General features: G+C 72.0%; 21 protein-coding genes. 12 read left to right on the forward strand and 9 right to left on the reverse strand.

The window, feature by feature from the left end; translation table 11 throughout:
* The first annotated feature begins 197 nt into the window (after window positions 1-197).
* On the forward strand, window positions 198-440 hold the full coding sequence (locus tag IF28_RS0132175) for a hypothetical protein (protein WP_030227877.1): 243 nt from the start codon (window positions 198-200) through the stop codon (window positions 438-440).
* A 268-nt stretch (window positions 441-708) separates the two neighbouring features.
* Window positions 709-1953 (forward strand): MFS transporter, encoded by a 1245-nt coding sequence (locus IF28_RS0132180; RefSeq protein WP_037894467.1) that lies wholly within the window; start codon window positions 709-711, stop codon window positions 1951-1953.
* A 16-nt stretch (window positions 1954-1969) separates the two neighbouring features.
* On the opposite strand, the gene IF28_RS0132185 is transcribed toward IF28_RS0132180, so the two are convergent.
* Window positions 1970-2680, reverse strand: a complete 711-nt coding sequence (locus IF28_RS0132185; protein ID WP_030227882.1) for an SDR family oxidoreductase — start codon at window positions 2678-2680, stop codon at window positions 1970-1972.
* Window positions 2681-2824: 144 nt separating this feature from the next.
* Between IF28_RS0132185 and IF28_RS0132190 the strand changes: the two genes are divergently transcribed.
* Window positions 2825-3427, forward strand: coding sequence for a TetR/AcrR family transcriptional regulator (locus IF28_RS0132190; RefSeq protein ID WP_030227884.1), 603 nt, complete (start codon window positions 2825-2827; stop codon window positions 3425-3427).
* 1 nt (window position 3428) lies between these two features.
* Here IF28_RS0132190 and IF28_RS0132195 read toward each other — a convergent pair whose 3' ends face one another.
* On the reverse strand, window positions 3429-4340 hold the full coding sequence (locus tag IF28_RS0132195) for an NAD(+)/NADH kinase (RefSeq protein ID WP_030227886.1): 912 nt from the start codon (window positions 4338-4340) through the stop codon (window positions 3429-3431).
* The gene (locus IF28_RS0132200; protein ID WP_030227888.1) at window positions 4337-5374 is read right to left on the reverse strand and encodes an SPFH domain-containing protein; all 1038 of its coding nucleotides are present in this window, start codon (window positions 5372-5374) and stop codon (window positions 4337-4339) included. The genes IF28_RS0132195 and IF28_RS0132200 overlap by 4 nt, the downstream gene beginning before the upstream one ends.
* A gap of 147 nt (window positions 5375-5521) precedes the next feature.
* On the opposite strand from IF28_RS0132200, the gene IF28_RS0132205 reads away from it, so the two are divergent.
* The 5 genes from IF28_RS0132205 to IF28_RS0132225 all read left to right on the forward strand — a co-directional run bounded on the left by IF28_RS0132205 (window position 5522) and on the right by IF28_RS0132225 (window position 10787).
* Window positions 5522-6220 carry a S1 family peptidase gene (locus tag IF28_RS0132205; protein ID WP_030227892.1) on the forward strand — a complete coding sequence of 233 codons (699 nt, stop codon included), beginning with the start codon at window positions 5522-5524 and terminating at the stop codon, window positions 6218-6220.
* A 174-nt stretch (window positions 6221-6394) separates the two neighbouring features.
* Complete coding sequence (locus IF28_RS0132210; protein ID WP_051713952.1) at window positions 6395-8518, forward strand: SpoIIE family protein phosphatase; 2124 nt, start codon at window positions 6395-6397, stop codon at window positions 8516-8518.
* Window positions 8519-8621: 103 nt separating this feature from the next.
* A complete protein-coding gene (locus IF28_RS40235) occupies window positions 8622-9149 on the forward strand; it encodes an ATP-binding protein (protein WP_106982188.1) in 528 nt (175 codons plus the stop codon).
* Window positions 9146-9664 (forward strand): Fur family transcriptional regulator, encoded by a 519-nt coding sequence (locus tag IF28_RS0132220; RefSeq protein ID WP_063829362.1) that lies wholly within the window; start codon window positions 9146-9148, stop codon window positions 9662-9664. Before IF28_RS40235 ends, IF28_RS0132220 begins: the two co-directional genes overlap by 4 nt.
* A 10-nt stretch (window positions 9665-9674) precedes the next feature.
* Complete coding sequence (locus tag IF28_RS0132225; protein ID WP_420713802.1) at window positions 9675-10787, forward strand: PP2C family protein-serine/threonine phosphatase; 1113 nt, start codon at window positions 9675-9677, stop codon at window positions 10785-10787.
* 42 nt (window positions 10788-10829) lie between these two features.
* On the opposite strand, the gene IF28_RS0132230 is transcribed toward IF28_RS0132225, so the two are convergent.
* Window positions 10830-11228 carry a winged helix-turn-helix transcriptional regulator gene (locus IF28_RS0132230; protein WP_030227902.1) on the reverse strand — a complete coding sequence of 133 codons (399 nt, stop codon included), beginning with the start codon at window positions 11226-11228 and terminating at the stop codon, window positions 10830-10832.
* A gap of 181 nt (window positions 11229-11409) precedes the next feature.
* Between IF28_RS0132230 and IF28_RS0132235 the strand changes: the two genes are divergently transcribed.
* The gene (locus IF28_RS0132235; RefSeq protein WP_030227903.1) at window positions 11410-12135 is read left to right on the forward strand and encodes an alpha/beta fold hydrolase; all 726 of its coding nucleotides are present in this window, start codon (window positions 11410-11412) and stop codon (window positions 12133-12135) included.
* Window positions 12136-12208: 73 nt separating this feature from the next.
* Here IF28_RS0132235 and IF28_RS0132240 read toward each other — a convergent pair whose 3' ends face one another.
* The 4 genes from IF28_RS0132240 to IF28_RS0132255 all read right to left on the reverse strand — a co-directional run bounded on the left by IF28_RS0132240 (window position 12209) and on the right by IF28_RS0132255 (window position 15217).
* The gene (locus IF28_RS0132240; RefSeq protein WP_030227904.1) at window positions 12209-13096 is read right to left on the reverse strand and encodes a septum formation family protein; all 888 of its coding nucleotides are present in this window, start codon (window positions 13094-13096) and stop codon (window positions 12209-12211) included.
* A gap of 150 nt (window positions 13097-13246) precedes the next feature.
* Window positions 13247-14056, reverse strand: a complete 810-nt coding sequence (locus IF28_RS0132245; protein ID WP_030227905.1) for an SAM-dependent methyltransferase — start codon at window positions 14054-14056, stop codon at window positions 13247-13249.
* Between the two features lie 10 nt (window positions 14057-14066).
* Window positions 14067-14348 carry a DUF397 domain-containing protein gene (locus IF28_RS0132250; RefSeq protein WP_030227906.1) on the reverse strand — a complete coding sequence of 94 codons (282 nt, stop codon included), beginning with the start codon at window positions 14346-14348 and terminating at the stop codon, window positions 14067-14069.
* Window positions 14345-15217, reverse strand: coding sequence for a helix-turn-helix domain-containing protein (locus IF28_RS0132255; protein WP_030227908.1), 873 nt, complete (start codon window positions 15215-15217; stop codon window positions 14345-14347). Before IF28_RS0132255 ends, IF28_RS0132250 begins: the two co-directional genes overlap by 4 nt.
* A 285-nt stretch (window positions 15218-15502) precedes the next feature.
* Between IF28_RS0132255 and IF28_RS0132260 the strand changes: the two genes are divergently transcribed.
* Both IF28_RS0132260 and IF28_RS0132265 read left to right on the forward strand, forming a co-directional pair.
* Entirely contained in the window at window positions 15503-15949 is a 447-nt protein-coding gene (locus IF28_RS0132260; RefSeq protein WP_030227910.1) for an ATP-binding protein, read from the forward strand.
* Window positions 15950-16262: 313 nt separating this feature from the next.
* A complete protein-coding gene (locus IF28_RS0132265; RefSeq protein WP_030227913.1) occupies window positions 16263-16844 on the forward strand; it encodes a dihydrofolate reductase family protein in 582 nt (193 codons plus the stop codon).
* A 48-nt stretch (window positions 16845-16892) separates the two neighbouring features.
* On the opposite strand, the gene IF28_RS0132270 is transcribed toward IF28_RS0132265, so the two are convergent.
* Window positions 16893-17822: a helix-turn-helix transcriptional regulator gene (locus tag IF28_RS0132270; protein WP_030227916.1), complete on the reverse strand. Its 930-nt coding sequence runs from the start codon at window positions 17820-17822 to the stop codon at window positions 16893-16895.
* A gap of 56 nt (window positions 17823-17878) precedes the next feature.
* On the opposite strand from IF28_RS0132270, the gene IF28_RS0132275 reads away from it, so the two are divergent.
* The gene (locus IF28_RS0132275) at window positions 17879-18451 is read left to right on the forward strand and encodes an NIPSNAP family protein (protein ID WP_051713955.1); all 573 of its coding nucleotides are present in this window, start codon (window positions 17879-17881) and stop codon (window positions 18449-18451) included.
* Window positions 18452-18516 lie beyond the last annotated feature (65 nt).

An 18516-nucleotide genomic window follows, 5' to 3' on the forward strand; every position in this document is an offset into this window, starting at 1 on the left:
GCGCGCGTGATCGCACACCCCTGCCCGGAGCGTTGTGTTCCGCTCCCGGCCGGAATCAAGGTTCGTCGCCGACTGGCCTACGGAACAAGGGAGTTGAACACCTGGCAACAAAGTCGTCATGGTCACGACATGTAGAGCTCCCGCCGGTGCGAAAAACGGGAGAGCCGGCCCGGCGACCCGTGCGACCATGCGGTGCCATGACCCCGTGCGACCCGCGGACCGAGGTCCGGCGACTCCTGTACGAACTCTGTGTCGAGCTCGGCTTCTGCCTGCCCGACCACGAGCGGCGACGTCTGGAGGACGCCCCGCCCCCGGACGCCGACCGCTTCACCGATGCCGTGTTCGCGGCGGAGGGAATGGACCCCGGCCCGCACACGCGGCTCAGGCGACAGGTGCGTGACACGGTCTCCCGGCACATGAGCGGGTGGGCCCGACCCTAGCCGGGCGGACGGTCGCCCCGTCCTCGCCCTGGAGGACGGCGGCGGCCGTGCTGTCGCGGCCCCGCGGCTCACCGGAGGGCTCCCCGCCCGCACCGGGCCGAGGATGATCTGACAGGCTGGTCACGCGGTCCCCGCGCTCGGACGACGACGACCGGAGCCGAACCGCCCGTACCGACAGAGCACCGCGCCACCGGCCCACGACCGGTACCGCGGTGCCCCACCGGCGCGCCCGAAACCCCGGCTCCTCCTGGGAAGGCTTTCCCCCGTCATGCCATTGGCTCTCCTGGCCCTGGCCGTCGTCGCGTTCGGCATCGGCACGACCGAGTTCGTCACCATGGGGCTCCTGCCCCAGATCGCCGACGGTCTCGGGGTGTCCGTGCCGCACGCCGGCAACCTCGTCTCCGCGTACGCCCTGGGCGTCGTCGTCGGCGCCCCGCTGCTGACCGGGATGGGCGCCCGCATACCGCACAAACGGCTGCTGCTGATCCTCTCCACCGTGTTCGTCGTCGGGAACGCCGCCTCGGCGCTCGCCCCGAACTACGCCCTGCTGTTCGCGGCACGGGTCTTCGCGGGCCTTCCGCACGGCGCGCTGTTCGGCGTCGGTGCCGTGGTCGCCTCCCGGCTGGTCGCGTCCGACCGGGCGGCCCGCGCGGTCTCGACCATGTTCCTCGGTCTCACCGTCGCCAACATCGTCGGCGTCCCGGCCGGAACCGCCCTCGGCCAGCAGCTCGGCTGGCGCTACGCCTTCGCGGCGGTGGCCGTCATCGGCCTCCTGGCCCTCGCCGCTCTCTCCCTGCTGATCCCGCACCAGCCCCGCGGCGCACACTCCGGCGTCATGCACGAACTGCGCGCCATGAAGAACCGGCAGGTGGTGCTGGGCCTGGTCACGGCGGTCGTCGGATTCGGCGGCTACTTCGCCTGCTACAGCTATCTCGTCCCCATGCTGACCCATCTCACGGGCCTCTCGGACGCCTCCACCACCCTGGTCCTCGCACTGTTCGGCGTCGGGATGACGCTCGGCACCCTCGTCGCGGGCCCCCTCACCGACCGGGCGCTGCGCCCGACGCTCTACGGGGGATTCGCCCTGCTCGCGACGGCGCTGGTGGCGCTGCACTTCGCGATCGAGCATCTGGTGCCCGCGCTCGTCGTCATCACGATCGTCGGCGGACTGAGCGCGCTGATCACCACCCCGGTGCAGATGCTGCTGATGGCCAAGGCGCACGAGGCGCCGACGATGGCGGCGGCCTCGAACCACTCGGCGTTCAACCTGGCCAACGCCGGCGGTGCCTGGCTGGGCGGCCTGGTCATCGCGGCCGGCTGGGGCTGGTCCTCGCCGACCCTGGTGGGCGCGGCCCTGGCCCTGGCCGGCCTCGCCCTCGCCCTGGCCGGCGGCTACCTGGACCGGGACGGGCGGGGTTCCAAGGTCGTCACCGGTTCCGCACCGGGCCACGGCCCCGGCGCCGAGGCGGACCGGCGGCCCGCCGGGGCCTGCGCGCGGGAGCCGGACTGCTGAGGACGGGCGGGTCCCGTCAGCCGCGGGCGGCGAGCTGAGGGTAGAGGGCCTCGACGCCGCCGGACAGGCCTGCCCGTACGTCCCTGCTGACGTCGTCGGCGATCACTTCGGGCAGTCCCTTCTCCAGCCCCTCGAGCGCGATCCTGGCGATCTCGGCCGGGTCGGACTTCGGCACGTCCAGCGAGGCGACCATGTCGGTGTTCATGTAGCCCACGTGCAGCGCGGTCACCCGCGTGCCCTGCTCCGCCAGCCGGACGCGCAGCGAGTTGGTGACCGACCAGGCGGCGGCCTTGGCCGCGCTGTAGGCCGCCGACTGCGGCAGGGACAGCCAGGACAGGACGGACAGCACGTTGAGGACCGCTCCGCCGCCGTTGCGGGCGAGGACGGGAGCGAAGGAGCGGGTGACGTCGAGCGTGCCCAGGACATGGGTGTCGTACTCGAGACGGAAGGCCGCGAGGTCGCCGTCGAGGATCTGGGCCCCCGTGGACGATCCGGCGTTGTTGATGAGCAGGTCCACGTCCCGCGCCTGCTCGGCGGCGGCGAGCACGGAGGCGTGATCGGTGACGTCCAGGGCGATCGGGACCACACCTTCGGTGGTGATCGTCCGGGGGTCACGTGCCGCCGCGTAGACCTTGCGCGCGCCGGCTTCGAGCAGAGCCCGGACGAACTTCTCGCCGAGGCCGCGATTGCCGCCGGTGACGAGGGCGACGGAGCCGTTGAGAGTCATGAGGGGGACCTTCTTTTCGGAACACGGCCATGACCGGGCACGACCGCACTGCGGACATGGAAACCGATCGGTTTCCACCGGGTACGTCTCCGAATGTAAACCGTTCGGTTTCCTCTGTCGAGTCCGGGAGGTAGCCTCACGGGTATGACCACGAAGAAGGCCGCGGCGCCAGGCGGGGCGACCCCGCGCGACCGTCTGCTCGACGCCGCGGGGGAGCTGTTCTACCGGGAGGGCGTCGGTGTCCCCACCGACGCGCTCTGCAAGGCGGCGGGTGTGTCGAAGCGTTCGATGTACCAGCTCTTCGACAGCAAGGACGCCGTGTTCGCGGCGGCCCTGGAGCGGGGCGAACCCGCGCTCACCGCCTGGCTGCTGCCCCCGCCCGAGGAGGAGCGCGGCCCGCGCGAGCGGCTGCTGTACGTCTTCGAGCGGCTGGAGGAGGCGGCGCGGGAACCGGACTACCTCGGCTGCCCCTATGTCGCCGCCCAGGTCGAGCTCAAGGAGCCGTCGCACGTGGCGAGCGTCGTCGCCGCCCGCGCCAAGCGACGGCTGGTGGACTTCTTCCGGACCGAGGCCGGACGGGCGGGGGCCGCCGACCCCGGTCTGCTGGCCCGGCAGCTGGCCGTGGTCTACGACGGTGCCGGTACCCGTGCCGGTATCGGCGCCGAGGATCTGCGCGGACTCGCCGTCACCATGGCCGCGACCCTTCTGGACGCCGCCGGCGTACCCGACGACGGCCCGCCGCGCTGAGTCACCGACGCCCCGGCACGCCGGTCACCAGCCGCAGCCGCTGTTCGCACCTGCCCACCCGCACCGTCTGCCCCCACGTCAGCTGCAGCGCGTCGCCCTCCACACCGTCCCCGAAGGCGACGAGGCGTTCCGACTCGACGGTCAGACACAGCCGGCCGGCGGCGGCGAGTTCGCCGGCCACCAGGGACGTCCCGGTGGCCGGCGACGGCCAGGCCTCGCGCACGAACCAGAGCAGCCGGTCCTCCTCGGGGCGCGGCAGACGCAGGGCGCTGCCCCGCTCCTGCCACACCGACCGCAGCCAGCCGGTCGCGCCGGTGCCGGTGCCCACCAGCACTCCGGAGGAGGCCTGGGCCTCGACGACACCCCCGTCGCCCTCCAGGCCCAGGCGGTATCTGGCCGTCTGGTGTCCGACGGCACCGAGGTAGATCTCGTTGAGCGCGACCAGCCGCTGGGTGTCGTCGGCGACCGCCTCGACCATGGTGAGTTCGTCCGCCCCGGCCGTGGACACGCCGCGCAGCAGCGCCGCCGCGTCGGCCGCCCGGTGCCGCACCAGTACGCCCGGATTGCGGCCCGGGTCGCCGTCGACCCCGATCACCGGCTGCCCGGCGAGGTATTTCGCCACGTTGGCCACCAGTCCGTCCTGGCCCACCACGACCACGACGTCCTCCGGGGCGAACAGGAAACGGTCCAGGTCGCTCCGCTCCACCCGGGCGTGGCGCCAGGTCGGCGGGACGGCGGCCGCGACCTCGGCCAGCGCCCGGTGGGCGCGCTGGTGGCGTTCGGCGACCTCCGCGAGGTCCCGGCCCCGGGAGGAGAGGAAGAAGGCGGCCTGACCGTGGGTGCCGTGCCGGGCCACCAGTTCCTCGTACTCCGTGATGCGGTGGACCAGCACGGCGCGCGGGGCGAGACTCATTCCCGTCCCTCGCCGCCGAGCCGGGCCAGCAGGCCGGTCAGCACGTCCGGCGAGACGGTCACGCTGTCGATGCGCGGCAGGTTCTCCGCCAGCCGCGTGCCGGTGAGCGCGTGTAGCGTCGCCACGTCGACATCTCCGTGCACGCGCAGCCAGGCCGCCTGGGCCTCGGCCCGTGCCTCGCCGATCTCGCGAGCCGCCTGCGCCTCCGCGTGGGCGAGCGCCACCGAGCGGGCGGCCTCGGCCTCGGCGACCTTGACCGTGCGGGCCGCCTCGGCCTGGGCCCGTATCCGGTCGGCCGCGGCGGCCTCCTCCGCCTCGCGGCGCGCGTTCGCCCCGCGCTGCTCCACCAGCCGCTCCTCGCGGCGGGCGAGTTCGATCTGGCTGGCCAGTTCGTTCTCGGCGATGGCGCGCTCGCGCTCGACGGCGACGGCCCGCCGTTCGTACGTCGCCCGGTCGGCCTCCTGCTGGATCAGCTCCCGGGCGGGCGTGCGCAGTGCGCGCTCCACCTCCGCCTCGGGCCGCACCGCCATGACGCGTACGGTCACCACCTCGATCCCGGTGGCCGGCAGCCGCGGCTCGGCACCGAGTCCCTCCGCGATCCGCTCGCGCACCGCGGCCACTCCGTCGACCAGCGCCTGTGCCAGCGGGGTGCGGGCCAGCACGTCCAGCGCGTGCTGCTGGGCCGTCTCGGTGAGCAGCGTGCCCAACTGCTCCAGCGGTGCCCCGCGCCAGGCCCCGGTGTCGGGGTCGACGGAGAAGTCCAGCCGGGCTGCGGCGAGTGCCGGGTCCCCGATCCGGTAGGTGACGGTGGCCTGGACCGACACGTCCTGGAAGTCGGCCGTACGGGCGCGGAAGGTCATGGCCAGTTCCCGGTCCTCGACCGGCACCTCGGACAGCGCGGCGGTCAACGGGCGGAACCAGAAACCGAGCCCCGTCCCGTCGTGCACCAGCCTGCCGCCGCGGTGGTGCCGGATGTGGGCGGTGGGCGTGGCACGCAGATGGCGCCAGCCCAGGCGCCGGGTGATGTCGGCCATGAGACGCTCCTTCTTTCTCGTCGTGATGACGATAAGGGAGGAACGTGTTTATCGTCAAGAGGACGATAAAAGGAGGTGGCGGCATTCGGACTGCCCGTCCGGGCGGGTGGGCTGCAGAATGGCAGGAACATGTCATAGGAGGCCGTGATGAGCACCGTACCTTCCGAAGGAAGATCCCTCCGGACCGTCCTGCGCGCCGTCGTCGCGCTGGCCCTGCTCCTGGGCTGGACCGCCGTGTCCGGATCCGCCGCGCACGCCGGACGCGAGGCGGCCGTCGAGGTCCGCGGAGGCGACACCCTCTACAGCACCGGCACCCGCTGCACCGTCGGCTTCAACGCCCGCTCCGGCTCCACGACGTACGCGCTGCTCTCGGGCCGGTGCGCCCAGGGTGCCCGCACCTGGTACGCCGACCCCGCGCTGACCGTCCCCGTCGGTGTCACCGCGGGCGTGAGCTTCCCCGGCAACGACTATGCGAGCATCCGCTACACCAATACGGCGGTGGTCTACCCCGGCGAGGTCTCGCTGGGGACGGGCGCGCGCGACATCACCGGCGCGGCGAATCCCGTCGTCGGCCAGCCGATCTGCCACGTGGGGCGGACCACCGGCTACCGCTGCGGAACCGTCCAGGCCGTGAACCTCACCGTCAACTACGGCGACGGCATCGTTTACGGCCTCTTCCGGTCCACGATCTGCTCCGAGCCGGGAGACGCCGGCGGCCCGGCCTTCTCGGGCGGCACCGCCCTCGGCATCATCGTGGGCAGCACCGGCACCTGCGCCTCGGGCGGCTTCACCTACTACCAGCCGGTGACCGAATGGCTGTCGGCCTACGGCCTGACCGTCTACTGAACGGCACCGTCACGCCCCGGCCGCCGGCGGAGCGTGCTGGTGCGGAACGATCCCGACCCCGGGTCCGGCGGGTACCGCCACCTCCCCCCGTACCTGGATGCCGCGGCGACGCATCGGGCGTAATGTCCGAATGTGGGGCAGTCGGGAAGTTGGTGAGGTTCGGGTGGGCCGCTGATGGAGAGCGTGATGGCTGCCGTGGTACGGGAGAGCGGTGCGTACGGCGGGCTGCTGTACGTGCTGCCACCGGGCGAGGACGCCCTGTGGCTGGCCGTGGTGGCAGGGACCCCGCACGAGTTCGCGACCCCGTGGCGGCGGGTGACGCTGACCGATCCGATGCCGGTCGCCGACGCCGTGCGCGAGCGGCGCCTGGTGTGGGTCCGCGGGCAGGAGGAGATGGCACGCCGGTACCCGCGGCCGGCCCTCGTGCTGCCGTACGACTTCGCCCTGGCTGCCGCACCGATCACCTCGGGCGACGGGCCGCGGGGCGGGCTGGTGCTGCTGTGGTCCGGGTCCCACCCGCCGCAGCTGAGCCGCGCCGAGCGCGACGCCGTCGAGGCCGGCTGCCACCGCCTGGCCGGCCTCCTCCAGCAGGCCGCGGACCGCGGCGACCCGCTGCTGCCCACCGGTCGCCCGCGGACCGTGCTGCAGCCGGCCGGGCGCGCGGTCCCGCCCGGCGAGGCGGCCGCGCACACCGCCTTCATCGACCGCCTGCCCGGAGGCTCCTGCGCGCTGGACACGAACGGCCGCCTGACCTTCGTCACCCCCGCCGCCGGCGACCTCCTCGGCCGCGATCCGGACGACCTCGTGGGCGCCCTGCCCTGGGAAGCCCTCCCGTGGATGGACGTCCCCCAGGTCGAGGACCGCTACCGGGCCGCGCTGGTCAGCCGGCGTCCGCAGACGTTCACCGTCCTGCGCCCACCGGATGTGGGGCTGTTCTTCGAGCTGTACCCGGACCCCACCGGCATCAGCGTCCGTATCACCGGCATCGACCCGTCCGGCGACGCGCCCGCCGCGCCCGCCGCGCCCGCCTCGCCCGCCGCACCGGCCGCCGGCCCCAGCCGCGCCATCCTGCTGTACAACCTGATGCACCTGGCCGCCACCCTGACCGAGGCCGTCGGCGTGCGGGACGTGTCCGACCTGGCCGCCGACCAGCTGCTGCCCGCCCTCGGCGCCCACGGCATGGTGCTGATGACCTCCGAGGAAGGCCGACTCAGGATCGTCGGCCACCGCGGCTACCGAACCGAGGTCATGGAGCGTATCGACGCCGTTCCCCTGGGCCTGGACATCCCCGGCACCAGGGTCCTGACCTCGGGCGTCCCGGCCTTCTTCGCCTCCTTCGACGAGCTGCGCCGCGCCTACCCGGGGACCGCGCACGAGGACGGGATGGCGGCATGGGCCTTCCTGCCGATGATCGCCTCCGGTCGCCCCATCGGCTGCATGCTCGTCGCCTACCGCAGGCCCCGCCCCTTCCCGCCCGGCGAACGCGCCGTCCTCACCTCCCTGGCCGGGCTGGTCGGCCAGGCCCTCGACCGCGCCCGCCTCTACGACACCAAGCACGACCTCGCCCACCGCCTGCAGTCCGCCCTGCTCCCGCGCACCCTGCCCCGCCTCCCCGGCCTGAAGGTCGCCGCCCGCTACCTCCCGGCCGCCCGGGGCCTGGAGATCGGCGGCGACTTCTACGACCTCATCCGTCTCGACGAGCACAGCGCCGGCGCCACCATCGGCGATGTACAGGGCCACGACGTGGACGCCGCGGCGCTCATGGGACAGGTCCGCACCGCCGTCCACGCCCACGCCACCGTCGGCTCGGCCCCCGATCAGGTCCTGGCCCACGCCAACCGCCTGCTCACCGACCTCGAACCGGGACTGTTCACCAGTTGCCTCTACGTCCACCTCGACCTCGCCGCCCGTCGCGCCTGCGTGGCCAGCGCCGGCCATCCGCCGCCCCTGCTGAGGCACGCCGACGGACGCGTCGAGGTCCTCCCGGTTCCGCCCGGCCTCCTCCTCGGCATCGAGCCGGACACCCGGTACCCGGCCCTCGACTTCGCCCTGCCGGACGGCTGCGTGCTCGCCCTCTACACCGACGGGCTCGTCGAGGCTCCCGGAGTGGACATCGGCGACGCCACCGCGGCCCTCGGCGGGCTTCTCGAAGCCGAGGACCCGGCCGACCTCGACGCCATGGCCGACACCCTCATCCGCCACGCCGCCGCTCCCGGCGACGACGTCGCGCTGCTCCTCATCAGCCCTCACGGCCGAAGCGGCGAAGCGGGAGACAGGCCAAAGCGGTCGGAACCATGAAAAAGAATGTCATCCACAGACTTGACCGATTCAAGAAAATGCGTACGGTCGTAGAGGACATCGCAATCATCCATCGCAACCGTCCTCGAAAGCGCCCCCCACCATGGATCGCACAGCAGCCCGGGACATCCTCCCGGGCGTAACGATCACCGACTCGGCCGGCCCCGGCCCTCGGCTTCCGGCTCCCGCGCTGCCGCCAGGTGCGGTGGCCGGGAGCCCCGTGGAGTCGTTCGTCGGCGGGCCCTGGTCCCTGCCATGGTCACCGACCGCGTGCTCCTCGGCGAGGAGCGTCATACGTGACGTGCTGCGGCAATGGGACCTGGACGACCTCGTACCGACCGCCGAACTGCTCGCCAGCGAACTGGTGAGCAACGCGCTGCGTCATTCCTCCGGCCCGCTGCGCCTCACCCTGGAGCGGGTGTCCGGCCTTCGCTGCCTGGTCAGCGACGGCACCGTGGATCTTCCCCGCCCGGCCGACGCGGGCCCGGACGACGAGAGCGGTCGCGGCCTCCTCCTGGTGGACATGCTGGCCGCCCGGTGGGGCTGCGAGGTCGGCCCCGAGGGCAAGAACGTGTGGTTCGAGCTCTCCGGAGACGCCGGTGACCCCTGCGCGCGGGGCGGGGTGGTATGACGACATCCGGCTCGACGGGCGAGACGATGGCGCGGGCGGCCGAACGGCTGCGTTCGGCGGGTATGCGTGTCACCGTCCCGCGCATGGCCGTGCTGATGGCCGTCTCCGACTCGGAGGGCCACCTCGACGCGGACAGCCTGCGCGGCCTCGCCCAGCGGATCACCGGCCGGCTGTCCCTGCAGGCCACCTACAACGTGCTGCGGGCCCTCACGGACGCCGGACTGGTGAGGACCACCCAGATCGCGGGCCACCCCGCCCGCTACGAGACCGAGCGGCACGACAACCACCACCATTTCGTCTGCCGCGCCTGCGGCTCCATCCGCGACGTGGAGTGCGCGGTGGGCGCGGCCCCGTGCATGGAGCCGAGACTGCCGGCGGACTACGACACCCAGGAGGCCGCGGTCACCTTCTGGGGCCTGTGCCCCGGTTGCCGGGCCGCGGCACCGCTCCCCGGCTTATCACCGCAACACGAGCACCTGCGCCGTCACGGATCAATGCCCGGATCATCCCGATAAAGTGCCCTGTGTGATCAGTTCAGCAGGGCACCGGCTCCGCCATCGTTCGTACGGAGGCCAGCGACTGGCCGTGCTTCTGTCGCCGGTGATCGTCACCGTCGTCATCGGCGGCCTGGCGTTCTCCACCCCGAGGGAGATCTCCTTCAGCCGTCTGCTGCCCGCGGCCCCGGCCCTGGCCGCCGCGCTGTGGCCCGTCCTCCCGACGGTCCTGCTGGGGACGTTCTGCCTGCTGATCATGACCGGCGTCAGCTTCTTCTACTCCGATCTGGGGACGCCGTACACGCTCGCCGCGATCGCCGCCGTCACCCTGGCGGCCGCGTACGCCAGCCATCTGCGCCTCCAGCGGGAGGAGACCCTCTTCCAGGTCCGGCTCGTGGCCGACGCCGCCCAGCAGGTGCTGCTGCGGCCGCTGCCCGAACGCGTCCGCGACGTCGAGATCGAGTCGTTGTATCTGGCGGCCCAGGAGCAGGCCCGGATCGGCGGCGACTTCTACGACGCGGCCGACACTCCGTACGGAGTCCGGCTGCTCATCGGCGACGTGCGCGGCAAGGGCCTGTCCGCGGTGGGGGCCGCCTCCGCGGTGATCAACTGTTTCCGGGAGAACGCGTACGACCAGCCCGACCTGAGGGGTGTCGTGCGCCGGATGCAGATCGCCGTGTCCCGCTACGGCGCCATGGTCCCCTCCGAGGACCAGACGGAGCACTTCGCCACCGCCCTGATCGCCGAGATCCCGCACGGCGGCGGGAACGTCAGGATCCTCAACTGCGGACACCCGGCACCGGTGTTCGTACGCGGTGGGGAGATCCACGTCCACGAGCCCGCCCTCGCCTCGACCCCCCTCAACCTCTCCGCGCTCCTCGGAGACCACTACTACGTGGACACGGTCGCCTTCGCCCCGGGCGACCAGCTCCTGCTCTACACCGACGGCGTGTCGGAGACCCGCGACCGGGCCGGCGAGTTCTTCCCGCTGGCGGACTGGGCGCGGCGGCACCATGACACACCGCCGCGTGACTTGCTGGACCGGCTGCACACGGACCTGCTCCACTACGCGGGCGGCAGGCTCGACGACGACATCGCGGCCATCGCCGTACGCTGCCGGCCCGCCGGGGCGCGAGAGCGCTGACCCGGCCACGGAGGCGGCGACGGTCCGGGGGCCGAGAGGCCCCTACGGGGCCGCCGAGGTGTCCGTGCGGGCGTCGTAGGCGGCGCGGGCGTCGTCGATCCGGGCGAGGTGCGCCACGCTCCATTCGAGCAGGGGTGCGGTGGCCGCACGCAGGGTCCGGCCCATCTCGGTGAGCTCGTAGCTGACGTGCGGCGGCATCACGTTGTGGACGGTGCGGGTCAGAATCCCGTCCCGCTCCAGACCGCGCAGCGTGACGGTGAGCATGCGCCGGCTGATTCCGTCGACGGCCCTGCTGAGCTCGGTGAAGCGGCGCGGCCCGTCCCTGAGGCCGCGCACGACCAGCAGCGACCACTTGTCCCCGACGATGTCGAGCACCACCCGGGTCCGGCAGGCGTCACCGGAGATCCCGGCCGGCCGCGAACCGCCACGTCCGGCGTCCATGGTTACCTCCGGAGAACCGAGGCACCGAAAAGTGCCTTATTGCCCTGAGCGCGCCGATCGCACCAGAGTGGTCCCGGTAAACAAACGGTACCGAGGCACCAATAGTAACCGCCGGGGTCGTGACGCGGCGGTACGCCCGTGACCGTGCCCCACTGCCTCTGTGAAGGAAGGCTGATTCCCCATGGCCACGTTTCTGCTCGTACACGGCGCCTGGCACAGCGGACGGAGCTGGGAGCGGGTGGTGCCGCTGCTGGAGACCGCCGGGCACCGGGTGTTCGCGCCGTCCCTGACCGGCCACGGCGACAAGGTCCACCTCGCGGGGCCCGGGGTGGGCCTCGACACGCACGTCGACGACGTGGTGCGTCTGATCACCGAGGAGGACCTCGACGACGTCGTACTCGTCGGCCACAGCTACGCGGGACTGGTGATCTCCTCCACGGCCAACCGGGTCCCGGAACGCGTCGCGCATCTGGTCTACCTCGACGCGATGGTTCCGGAGGACGGCGAGTCCGCCATCGACGTCCAGCCGGTCACCCGGCGGCTGGTCGAGCTGGCCGAGCGGTCCGAGAGCGGCTGGCGCGTGCCGCCGCTGCCCGAGCAGCCGGCGCCCTTCGGCCTGTTCGGCGTGACGGATCCGGCCGACGTCGCCTGGCTGCGCGGGACGCTCTCGGACCAGCCGGTGGGCTGTCTGCGACAGCCGGTGCGGCTGGACAACCCGGCCGTGGACGCGATCCCGCGCACGCACATCCACAACGTCGGCGCCACGCCGGCCGGCATCGTCCGCCGTCCCGTCCCGCCGGTGCAGCCCAATGGCACCGCCGCGCAGGTCTGGGAGCTGCCGACCGGCCACGACTGCATGATCACCATGCCGGCCGAACTCACCGGACTGCTGCTCAAGCTCGCCTGAGCGCGGGGAGCCGCCGGGTGGGCCGCCCGGATCCGGTGCCACCCGCCCGACGTGCCTCCCGCCCGACGGGGCGTCAGCCCGCCCAGACCTCCGCCTCGTCGGCCGGGACGGTGGTGGCCAGGCCCAGCTCCTTGCGCGCGGCGACCGACTCGTTCGGGTCGATGCCGGTGAACGCCGGGTCGTAGGCGATGTAGAAGGCGTCGGCGTCGGCGGCGTTCGCGGCCTTCCTCCAGTCCCCGGCCGCCTTCGTCAGCGTGGTGCGGAGCCTGCCGACCTCGGCGCCCTCGATACCGGCCAGGCCCTCGAGGTGCGTGTCGAGGGCGGCCGCGACGGCCTTCGCCTGTGCCTTGTAGCCGGCCAGGTCGTCCTCGACGGTGTCCGTCTCGGGCTGGTGCGCCCACAGGGCCTCGTAGAGCCCGTTCGAACCCTTCAGATACGTGGTCTGCTCGGGCTTTAGCGAGCTCGCGCCGGCCAGCGAGCCCTTCAGCGTCCCCGTGTCCGCGACGTAGGTGCAGCTCACCGCACGGTCGCCCGTCGTCCAGCTCTCACCCGTCGGGGTGTAGTAGAAGAGCGCGGCCTCCTTGGGCAGCCCCCAGGTGTCCGGCGCGTACTTCTGCGCCTCGACGGGGCACCGCTCGTCGGCGATCGCCGAGATCGCGTCGTCGCCGGGGAACGCCCCGTCCTTGTCGACCGCGAACTCACCGACGACCTGGCCCTCGTGCGCCTCGTCGCAGGGCACGATCTCCACGGAGTACGCTGTGCCCTCGGCCTTGCCGTTCGGGTTGTAGCAGTCGCCGATGTCCAGCGAGTACACCGAGCGCTGGCGAGCCACCTTCTTCGCGCCGTCCTTGGCGCCGTCGACGGCCTCGGAGACATCCGAGCAGCCCACCGCGCCGACCGCGAGCAGAACGGCGGCAGCGGACACACCGCGGAGCGAACGATATCGAGCGCGGATTTTCATGACGTATACATCCTCTTATGTGACCCATAGGAGGGTTCCGCGCGGCATGTGCCCTTTCCGGGGCAGGCCGCGCGAAAGCCCTTACCTCATCGCGGCGTCTGTGACTCGCGACGGGCCGCCAGGGTTGTACCCGCTCACGGCGGCGGTGGGTCACGGTTTGATGCCGACCCCTGTCCACAGGCTGACCTCGGCGTCCGTCGGGGTCTCGGGGCCGGCGGGCCCGGTGGGCCGCCAGCGGTGTCCGACGGCGACGCCGGGGTCGAGGAGGTCGAGCCCCTCGAAGAAGCGTGCGACGTCCTTCTGCGCACGGAACTGCACCGGCGTGCCCGCACCGGTGTAGATGGCCGTCACCTTCTCCCAGGTGGAAGGGTCGAAGTCGGGCGTGCAGTGACTCAGCGCGAGGGCGCTGCCCGAGGGGAGGGCCGCCATCAGCCGGCCGACGATGCCGTACGGGTCGGCGCTGTCGGTGATGAAGTGCATCAGCGCGTTGAGGGACAGGGCGACGGGCCGCGACAGATCGAGTACGTCGGACAGCTCCGGCGCGTTCAGCACCGAATCCGGGTCGTTGACGTCGGCCTCTATATAAGTGGTGCGGCCCTGCGGCGTGCTCCGCATCAGACGTTCGGCGTACTTGAGCACCAGCGGATCGTTGTCGGCGTAGACCACACGCGCCTCGGGAACCACGGACTGGGCGACCTGGTGCACGTTCGGTTCGGTGGGAATGCCGGTACCGATGTCGAGCCACTGCCGGATTCCGTGCTCCTGCGCCAGGACACGAGTGGCGCGGTGCATGAACGCGCGGTTCTCCCGGGCGCAGGTGAAGATGCCCGGGTAGGCCTCGGCCACCGCCTCGGCCGCCTGCTTGTCGACCGGGAAGTGGTCCTTGCCGCCCAGGTAGTAGTCGTACATGCGGGCCGAGTGGGGCCTGCTGGTGTCGAGGTCCCGCGAGGTGTTGCTCATCCTGTTCCCTTCAGAAGGTGCGCTGCGGTGCGCCGGGTGCCGTGAGATGGTCGGCCATGCCTTGCTTGACCCCGCGGACGAACGCGCCGATCTCCTCGGGCGTGTAGATGAGCGCCGGGCCGGCGGGGTCCGTCGACTGCCGCACGGCGACGCGTCCGTCGTCGAGCCGCTTCGTCTCGACGCACTGCCCCCCGTTGGGCCCGCTCCACGGGCGCTCCCAGCCCTGCTCGCCGAGATCGGCGGCGGGCATGCCGTTGTAGATGTGGACGGTGCCGTCGGTGTTCGTCGTCATGAGTACTCCTTGCGCATACGGTTCAGGAGTGCCTTGCCGGTCCGGGACGAGGTCATCAGGGACATCCTGTTGTGAGCCTCGAGGTGCGCGACGACGTCCTCGCGTTCGTCCAGGTACATCGAGGCCGAGAGGATCTCGCTGTAGACGATGTCGGGCAGTTCCGGTTCTTCGAACCTGAAGTAGGTGAAGGGGGCGCAGGCGCCGACGTGGGCACCGACCTCGAAGGGCAGGATGTCGATGCTGACATGGTCCAGCTCCGAGACCTCGAGCAGACGCTCTATCTGCTCCCGCATCACGTCGGGTCCCGCGACGACACGGTGCAGGACGGCCTCCTCCATGACCACCCAGAGGGTCGGGGCGTTCTCCCGTTCGAGAAGGCTCTGCCGGCGCAGCCGCAGATGGACCCGCCGCTCCACCTCGTCGTCGGTGCCGTTCGGTAATCCGCCGCTCAGTACCGCGCGGGCGTAGGCGGGAGTCTGCAGGAGGCCGGTGACGTAGTGGGGTTCGTAGGTGCGCAGGGTGCTCGCGCCGGTCTCCAGGCTGACGTAGGCGGTGAACCAGCCGGGCAGTACGTCGCGGTAGGCGTGCCACCAGCCGGGCTTGTTGGCCTGTTCGGCGAGTTCGACGAACTCGTCCGTCTCCTGCCGGCCGGCCCCGTAGGTCTCCAACAGCTTCTCGACGTACAGGGGTTTGAGGGCGACCTCGGCCTTCTCCAGACGGCGGATGGTCAGGGGAGTCACACGCAGCGCCTTGGCGGCGTCGGCCAGCGAGGCGCCCGCGTTCTGCCGCATCTCCTGCAGCCGCCTGCCGAGGATCATGCGCAGTACCGTCGGGGCGCTCGTACCGGCGCCGGATCGAGCCTCGCTCACGCCCTGCCTCCTCCGGGAACACCAACTGCCCTGATTCTGACAGGCACTTGATGATGGCACCAGCCTGATGACGTCTCGCTGAAATTATCAGGGAAGCGGTTGCAGTCTGAAGTGGCCTGCGAGCATAGTTGAGTCGTGAGGCAGCCCTCCCGACCGGATGGCGCACCGTCAACTCCTGCATGAGCGCGAGGAGTTACATTCCTCCGCACTCAGAAGAGCAGCCCGTCCCGTCCGCTCAGGTCCGCTCTCTGCGCCGCCGCTCGTACGCACTGGAAGGCGATCAACGTGACCCCCCACACGGCCTCCTCACTCGAACTCTTATCCGCCATGCCTCCGCACCGGGAACGCTGGTTCGACCTGCCGACGATCCGGTCGAGTGTGCGCACGGCCCGCGACACGGCCCGCCGGCAGCTCCGCACCTGGGGACTTCCCGGCGATGTGTGCATGGACGCCGTCCTGCTCGTCTCCGAGCTGACCACCAACGCCGTCGTCCACTCCACGGGGACCGGCATGCTGTGCGGGCTGTCGGTGACCTCCGGCGAGCGGCTGCGGATCGAGGTGCACGACGCCGGCCGTACGGCGGCGTCGCCGGCCGGCGCCCGGCCGGGCCCCGATGAAGAGAGCGGCCGGGGCCTGCTGATCGTGCAGCAGCTGGCGACCTCCTGGGGCACCGACTGCTCCACCCGTACGGGCGGGAACGCGGTGTGGGCCGTCCTGCGGATCGACCCCTGACCCGCGCTTTCGGCCCCGGTGCGGCCGAGGGCCGGCGGCGCGCTCGTCGACCGGGCAGCGCGCCGTCATCAGGGGCGACCCCGCGCTGTCCATCCGCGGCGCCGAGGCGACGGAATCCTGGTGCGTCCTCACCTCGGTCCCGGCGACGACGTCCGATCCCTCCGGAGGAGTACCCGGCAGGCTCCCCGTGCCGGTCGAAGGATCTTGGCGGAAGAGCCCGGGACACTCCGGTCACCCGCTCCTCGCGCGTCGCGGTGAGTTCTGCCCGCTCCGGCGGTCGTACTGTCGGGACCACGACCGAGGAGGACTTCTGATGCGTGACGTGACCTATTCGATGAGCGTCTCACTCGACGGCTACATCGTCGGCCCGGACGGCGGCTTCGACTGGACCGCGCCCGAGCCCGACGTCTTCCGCTTCTGGATCGACGAGATCCGGCAGGTCGACGTCCACCTGCTGGGACGACGGCTGTACGAGACGATGCTGTACTGGGAGACCGCCGACCAGGACAGGTCGCTCGACGACGCCGAACGCGAGTGGACAGCGCTCTGGAACCCGCTGCCGAAGGTGGTGTTCTCCACCACGCTGTCGACGGTGCGGGGCGGCAACGCCCGTCTGGCCTCCGGCGGTCTGGCACAGGAGATCGAGCGGCTGCGGGCCGAGCCGGGAGAGGGCGAGATCGCGATCGGCGGCGCGACCCTCGCCGCCGAGGCCGGCGCGCTGGGCCTGATCGACGAGTACCGGGTCATGGTCTACCCGGTGCTGGTCGGCGGTGGCATCCCGTTCTTCCCCCGGGACGAGCGCCGGGTGGATCTCGAACTCGTCGAGACGCGCACCTTCGCCTCGAAATTCGTCTACCTCCGGTACCGCGCACGCCGGAGCGCGGACACGGCCTGACCGACGCCGACGGTGTCGAGACCCGGCAGGCAGGCGCCGGACGGCGGCTCAGTCCGTGTAGCGCGCGGCCAGGGTTCGTACGGTGGCGGCGATACGATCGCGGAGTTCGGCCGGTGCCATGACGTCGATGTCGGTGCCCAGCCGCAGGAACTCCCCGTGGGCGTGGTCGATCGACTCGATCGGTATCCGCGCCTCGGTCCACCCGTCGCTCGTGGGAGTCACCCCGAGGCGGCGCGCACCTTCCGGGGTGAGCCGGACGAGAGCCTCCGCGGTGTGCAGCCGGGCTCGGAAGCCGGCCAGCTGGCTCGTCCAGTACGCGGCCAGGTCGAACCCGCCCGGCGCGGCGAACTCCTCCAGCGGCCGCAGGCCGAGGATCTGGTCGACCCGGTAGGTGCGTACCCCGGACGGACCGGCCGCGACGAGGTACCAGCGGCCCGCCTTGAGCACGAGCCCGTACGGTTCCACCCGCCGCTCGATCTCCTTTGGCGCCCGCCAGCGCCGGTACCGCAGGAGCAGCGCCCGCCGCTCCCATACGGCGGCGGCGACCGCGCTCAGGTGGGGCGTACGGTCGGTGCCGCCGCCGTACCAGCCGGGAGCGTCGAGCAGGAAGCGTTCCTGAATCCGCCCGGCGTGCTCACGCAACGGCTCGGGAAGGGCGGCCCGCAGCTTCAGCTGGGCGGCGGCGAGCGCCTCACCGAGGCCGAGTTCGGCGGCGGCACCGGGAACCGCGGCGAGGAATGCGGCCCGCGCCTCGCCCTCGGTCAGCCCGGTCAGCCGAGTCCGGTATCCGTCGACGAGTCGATAGCCGCCCGCATGGCCGGCGTCGCCGTACAGCGGGATACCGGCGGTGCTGAGCGCCTCGACGTCCCGGTAGACCGTACGGACGGAGACCTCCAGCTCCTCGGCCAGCTGTTGCGCGGTCATGCGCCCCCGGTCCTGGAGCAGCAGCAACAGGGTGACCAGCCGGCTCGCGCGCATGCCGTTCAGTATTCACTGACAGGGGATGTCAGGGGAGCGTCCCTAGCCTACGGGGCATGAGCATCGTCGAACTCCGGCAGTACACCCTCCGCCCCGGAGCCCGGGACACACTGATCGAGCTGTTCGAGCGCGAGTTCGTCACCGGGCAGCGGGCGGTGGGCATCACCGTCGGCGGCCGGTTCCGCGACCTGGACGATCCGGACCGCTTCGTCTGGCTGCGGATGTTCCCCGACATGGCGTCCCGCCGGCGCTCGCTGGAGGCCTTCTACACCGGCCCGGTCTGGCGGAAGCACCGTGACGCGGCCAACGCCACGATGACCGACAGCGACGACGTCCTGCTTCTGCGCGGCCCGGGCTTCACGCCCGCGCCCGGCACCCGCGAGGTCCTCGCGACCGTCTGCCACCGCCCGGACGCGTCGGCCTTCGACGCGTACGCCGCCCGCCACCTGAACCCGGCCCACGCCCTGCACCGCACCGAGCACGCCGAGAACGACTACCCCCGCCTCCCGGTCCGCACCGGGGAGGACGTCCGGGTGTGGTTCGGCCCGGCAAAACCACCGCCCTGGCCGGCCGCCGGCCTGCGGCTCGAACCGGTGACGGCCGTTCTGCCCCCCGCCGGTCGCGCCTAGAACGTTCGCCGCCGAGGTGGCGTCAGCGACCTGTGACGCACCACGACGGCTCCCGGCTCCCACGG

Origin of the sequence: Streptomyces sp. NRRL WC-3626 (assembly GCF_000718785.1) — a bacterium.
Lineage (GTDB): Bacteria > Actinomycetota > Actinomycetes > Streptomycetales > Streptomycetaceae > Streptomyces > Streptomyces edwardsiae.

Coding starts and splice junctions, on each gene's coding strand:
- IF28_RS0132195 (WP_030227886.1), bottom strand. CDS start 4,340: ATGAGTCTCGCCCCGCGCGCCGTGCTGGTCCACCGCATCACGGAGTAC.
- IF28_RS0132220 (WP_063829362.1), top strand. CDS start 9,146: ATGACGACATCCGGCTCGACGGGCGAGACGATGGCGCGGGCGGCCGAA.
- IF28_RS0132270 (WP_030227916.1), bottom strand. CDS start 17,822: ATGCGCGCGAGCCGGCTGGTCACCCTGTTGCTGCTGCTCCAGGACCGG.
- IF28_RS0132190 (WP_030227884.1), top strand. CDS start 2,825: ATGACCACGAAGAAGGCCGCGGCGCCAGGCGGGGCGACCCCGCGCGAC.
- IF28_RS0132250 (WP_030227906.1), bottom strand. CDS start 14,348: ATGACGACGAACACCGACGGCACCGTCCACATCTACAACGGCATGCCC.
- IF28_RS0132265 (WP_030227913.1), top strand. CDS start 16,263: ATGCGTGACGTGACCTATTCGATGAGCGTCTCACTCGACGGCTACATC.
- IF28_RS0132180 (WP_037894467.1), top strand. CDS start 709: ATGCCATTGGCTCTCCTGGCCCTGGCCGTCGTCGCGTTCGGCATCGGC.
- IF28_RS0132240 (WP_030227904.1), bottom strand. CDS start 13,096: ATGAAAATCCGCGCTCGATATCGTTCGCTCCGCGGTGTGTCCGCTGCC.
- IF28_RS0132275 (WP_051713955.1), top strand. CDS start 17,879: ATGAGCATCGTCGAACTCCGGCAGTACACCCTCCGCCCCGGAGCCCGG.
- IF28_RS0132205 (WP_030227892.1), top strand. CDS start 5,522: ATGAGCACCGTACCTTCCGAAGGAAGATCCCTCCGGACCGTCCTGCGC.
- IF28_RS0132230 (WP_030227902.1), bottom strand. CDS start 11,228: ATGGACGCCGGACGTGGCGGTTCGCGGCCGGCCGGGATCTCCGGTGAC.
- IF28_RS0132245 (WP_030227905.1), bottom strand. CDS start 14,056: ATGAGCAACACCTCGCGGGACCTCGACACCAGCAGGCCCCACTCGGCC.
- IF28_RS0132235 (WP_030227903.1), top strand. CDS start 11,410: ATGGCCACGTTTCTGCTCGTACACGGCGCCTGGCACAGCGGACGGAGC.
- IF28_RS0132185 (WP_030227882.1), bottom strand. CDS start 2,680: ATGACTCTCAACGGCTCCGTCGCCCTCGTCACCGGCGGCAATCGCGGC.
- IF28_RS0132210 (WP_051713952.1), top strand. CDS start 6,395: ATGGAGAGCGTGATGGCTGCCGTGGTACGGGAGAGCGGTGCGTACGGC.
- IF28_RS40235 (WP_106982188.1), top strand. CDS start 8,622: ATGGATCGCACAGCAGCCCGGGACATCCTCCCGGGCGTAACGATCACC.
- IF28_RS0132175 (WP_030227877.1), top strand. CDS start 198: ATGACCCCGTGCGACCCGCGGACCGAGGTCCGGCGACTCCTGTACGAA.
- IF28_RS0132200 (WP_030227888.1), bottom strand. CDS start 5,374: ATGGCCGACATCACCCGGCGCCTGGGCTGGCGCCATCTGCGTGCCACG.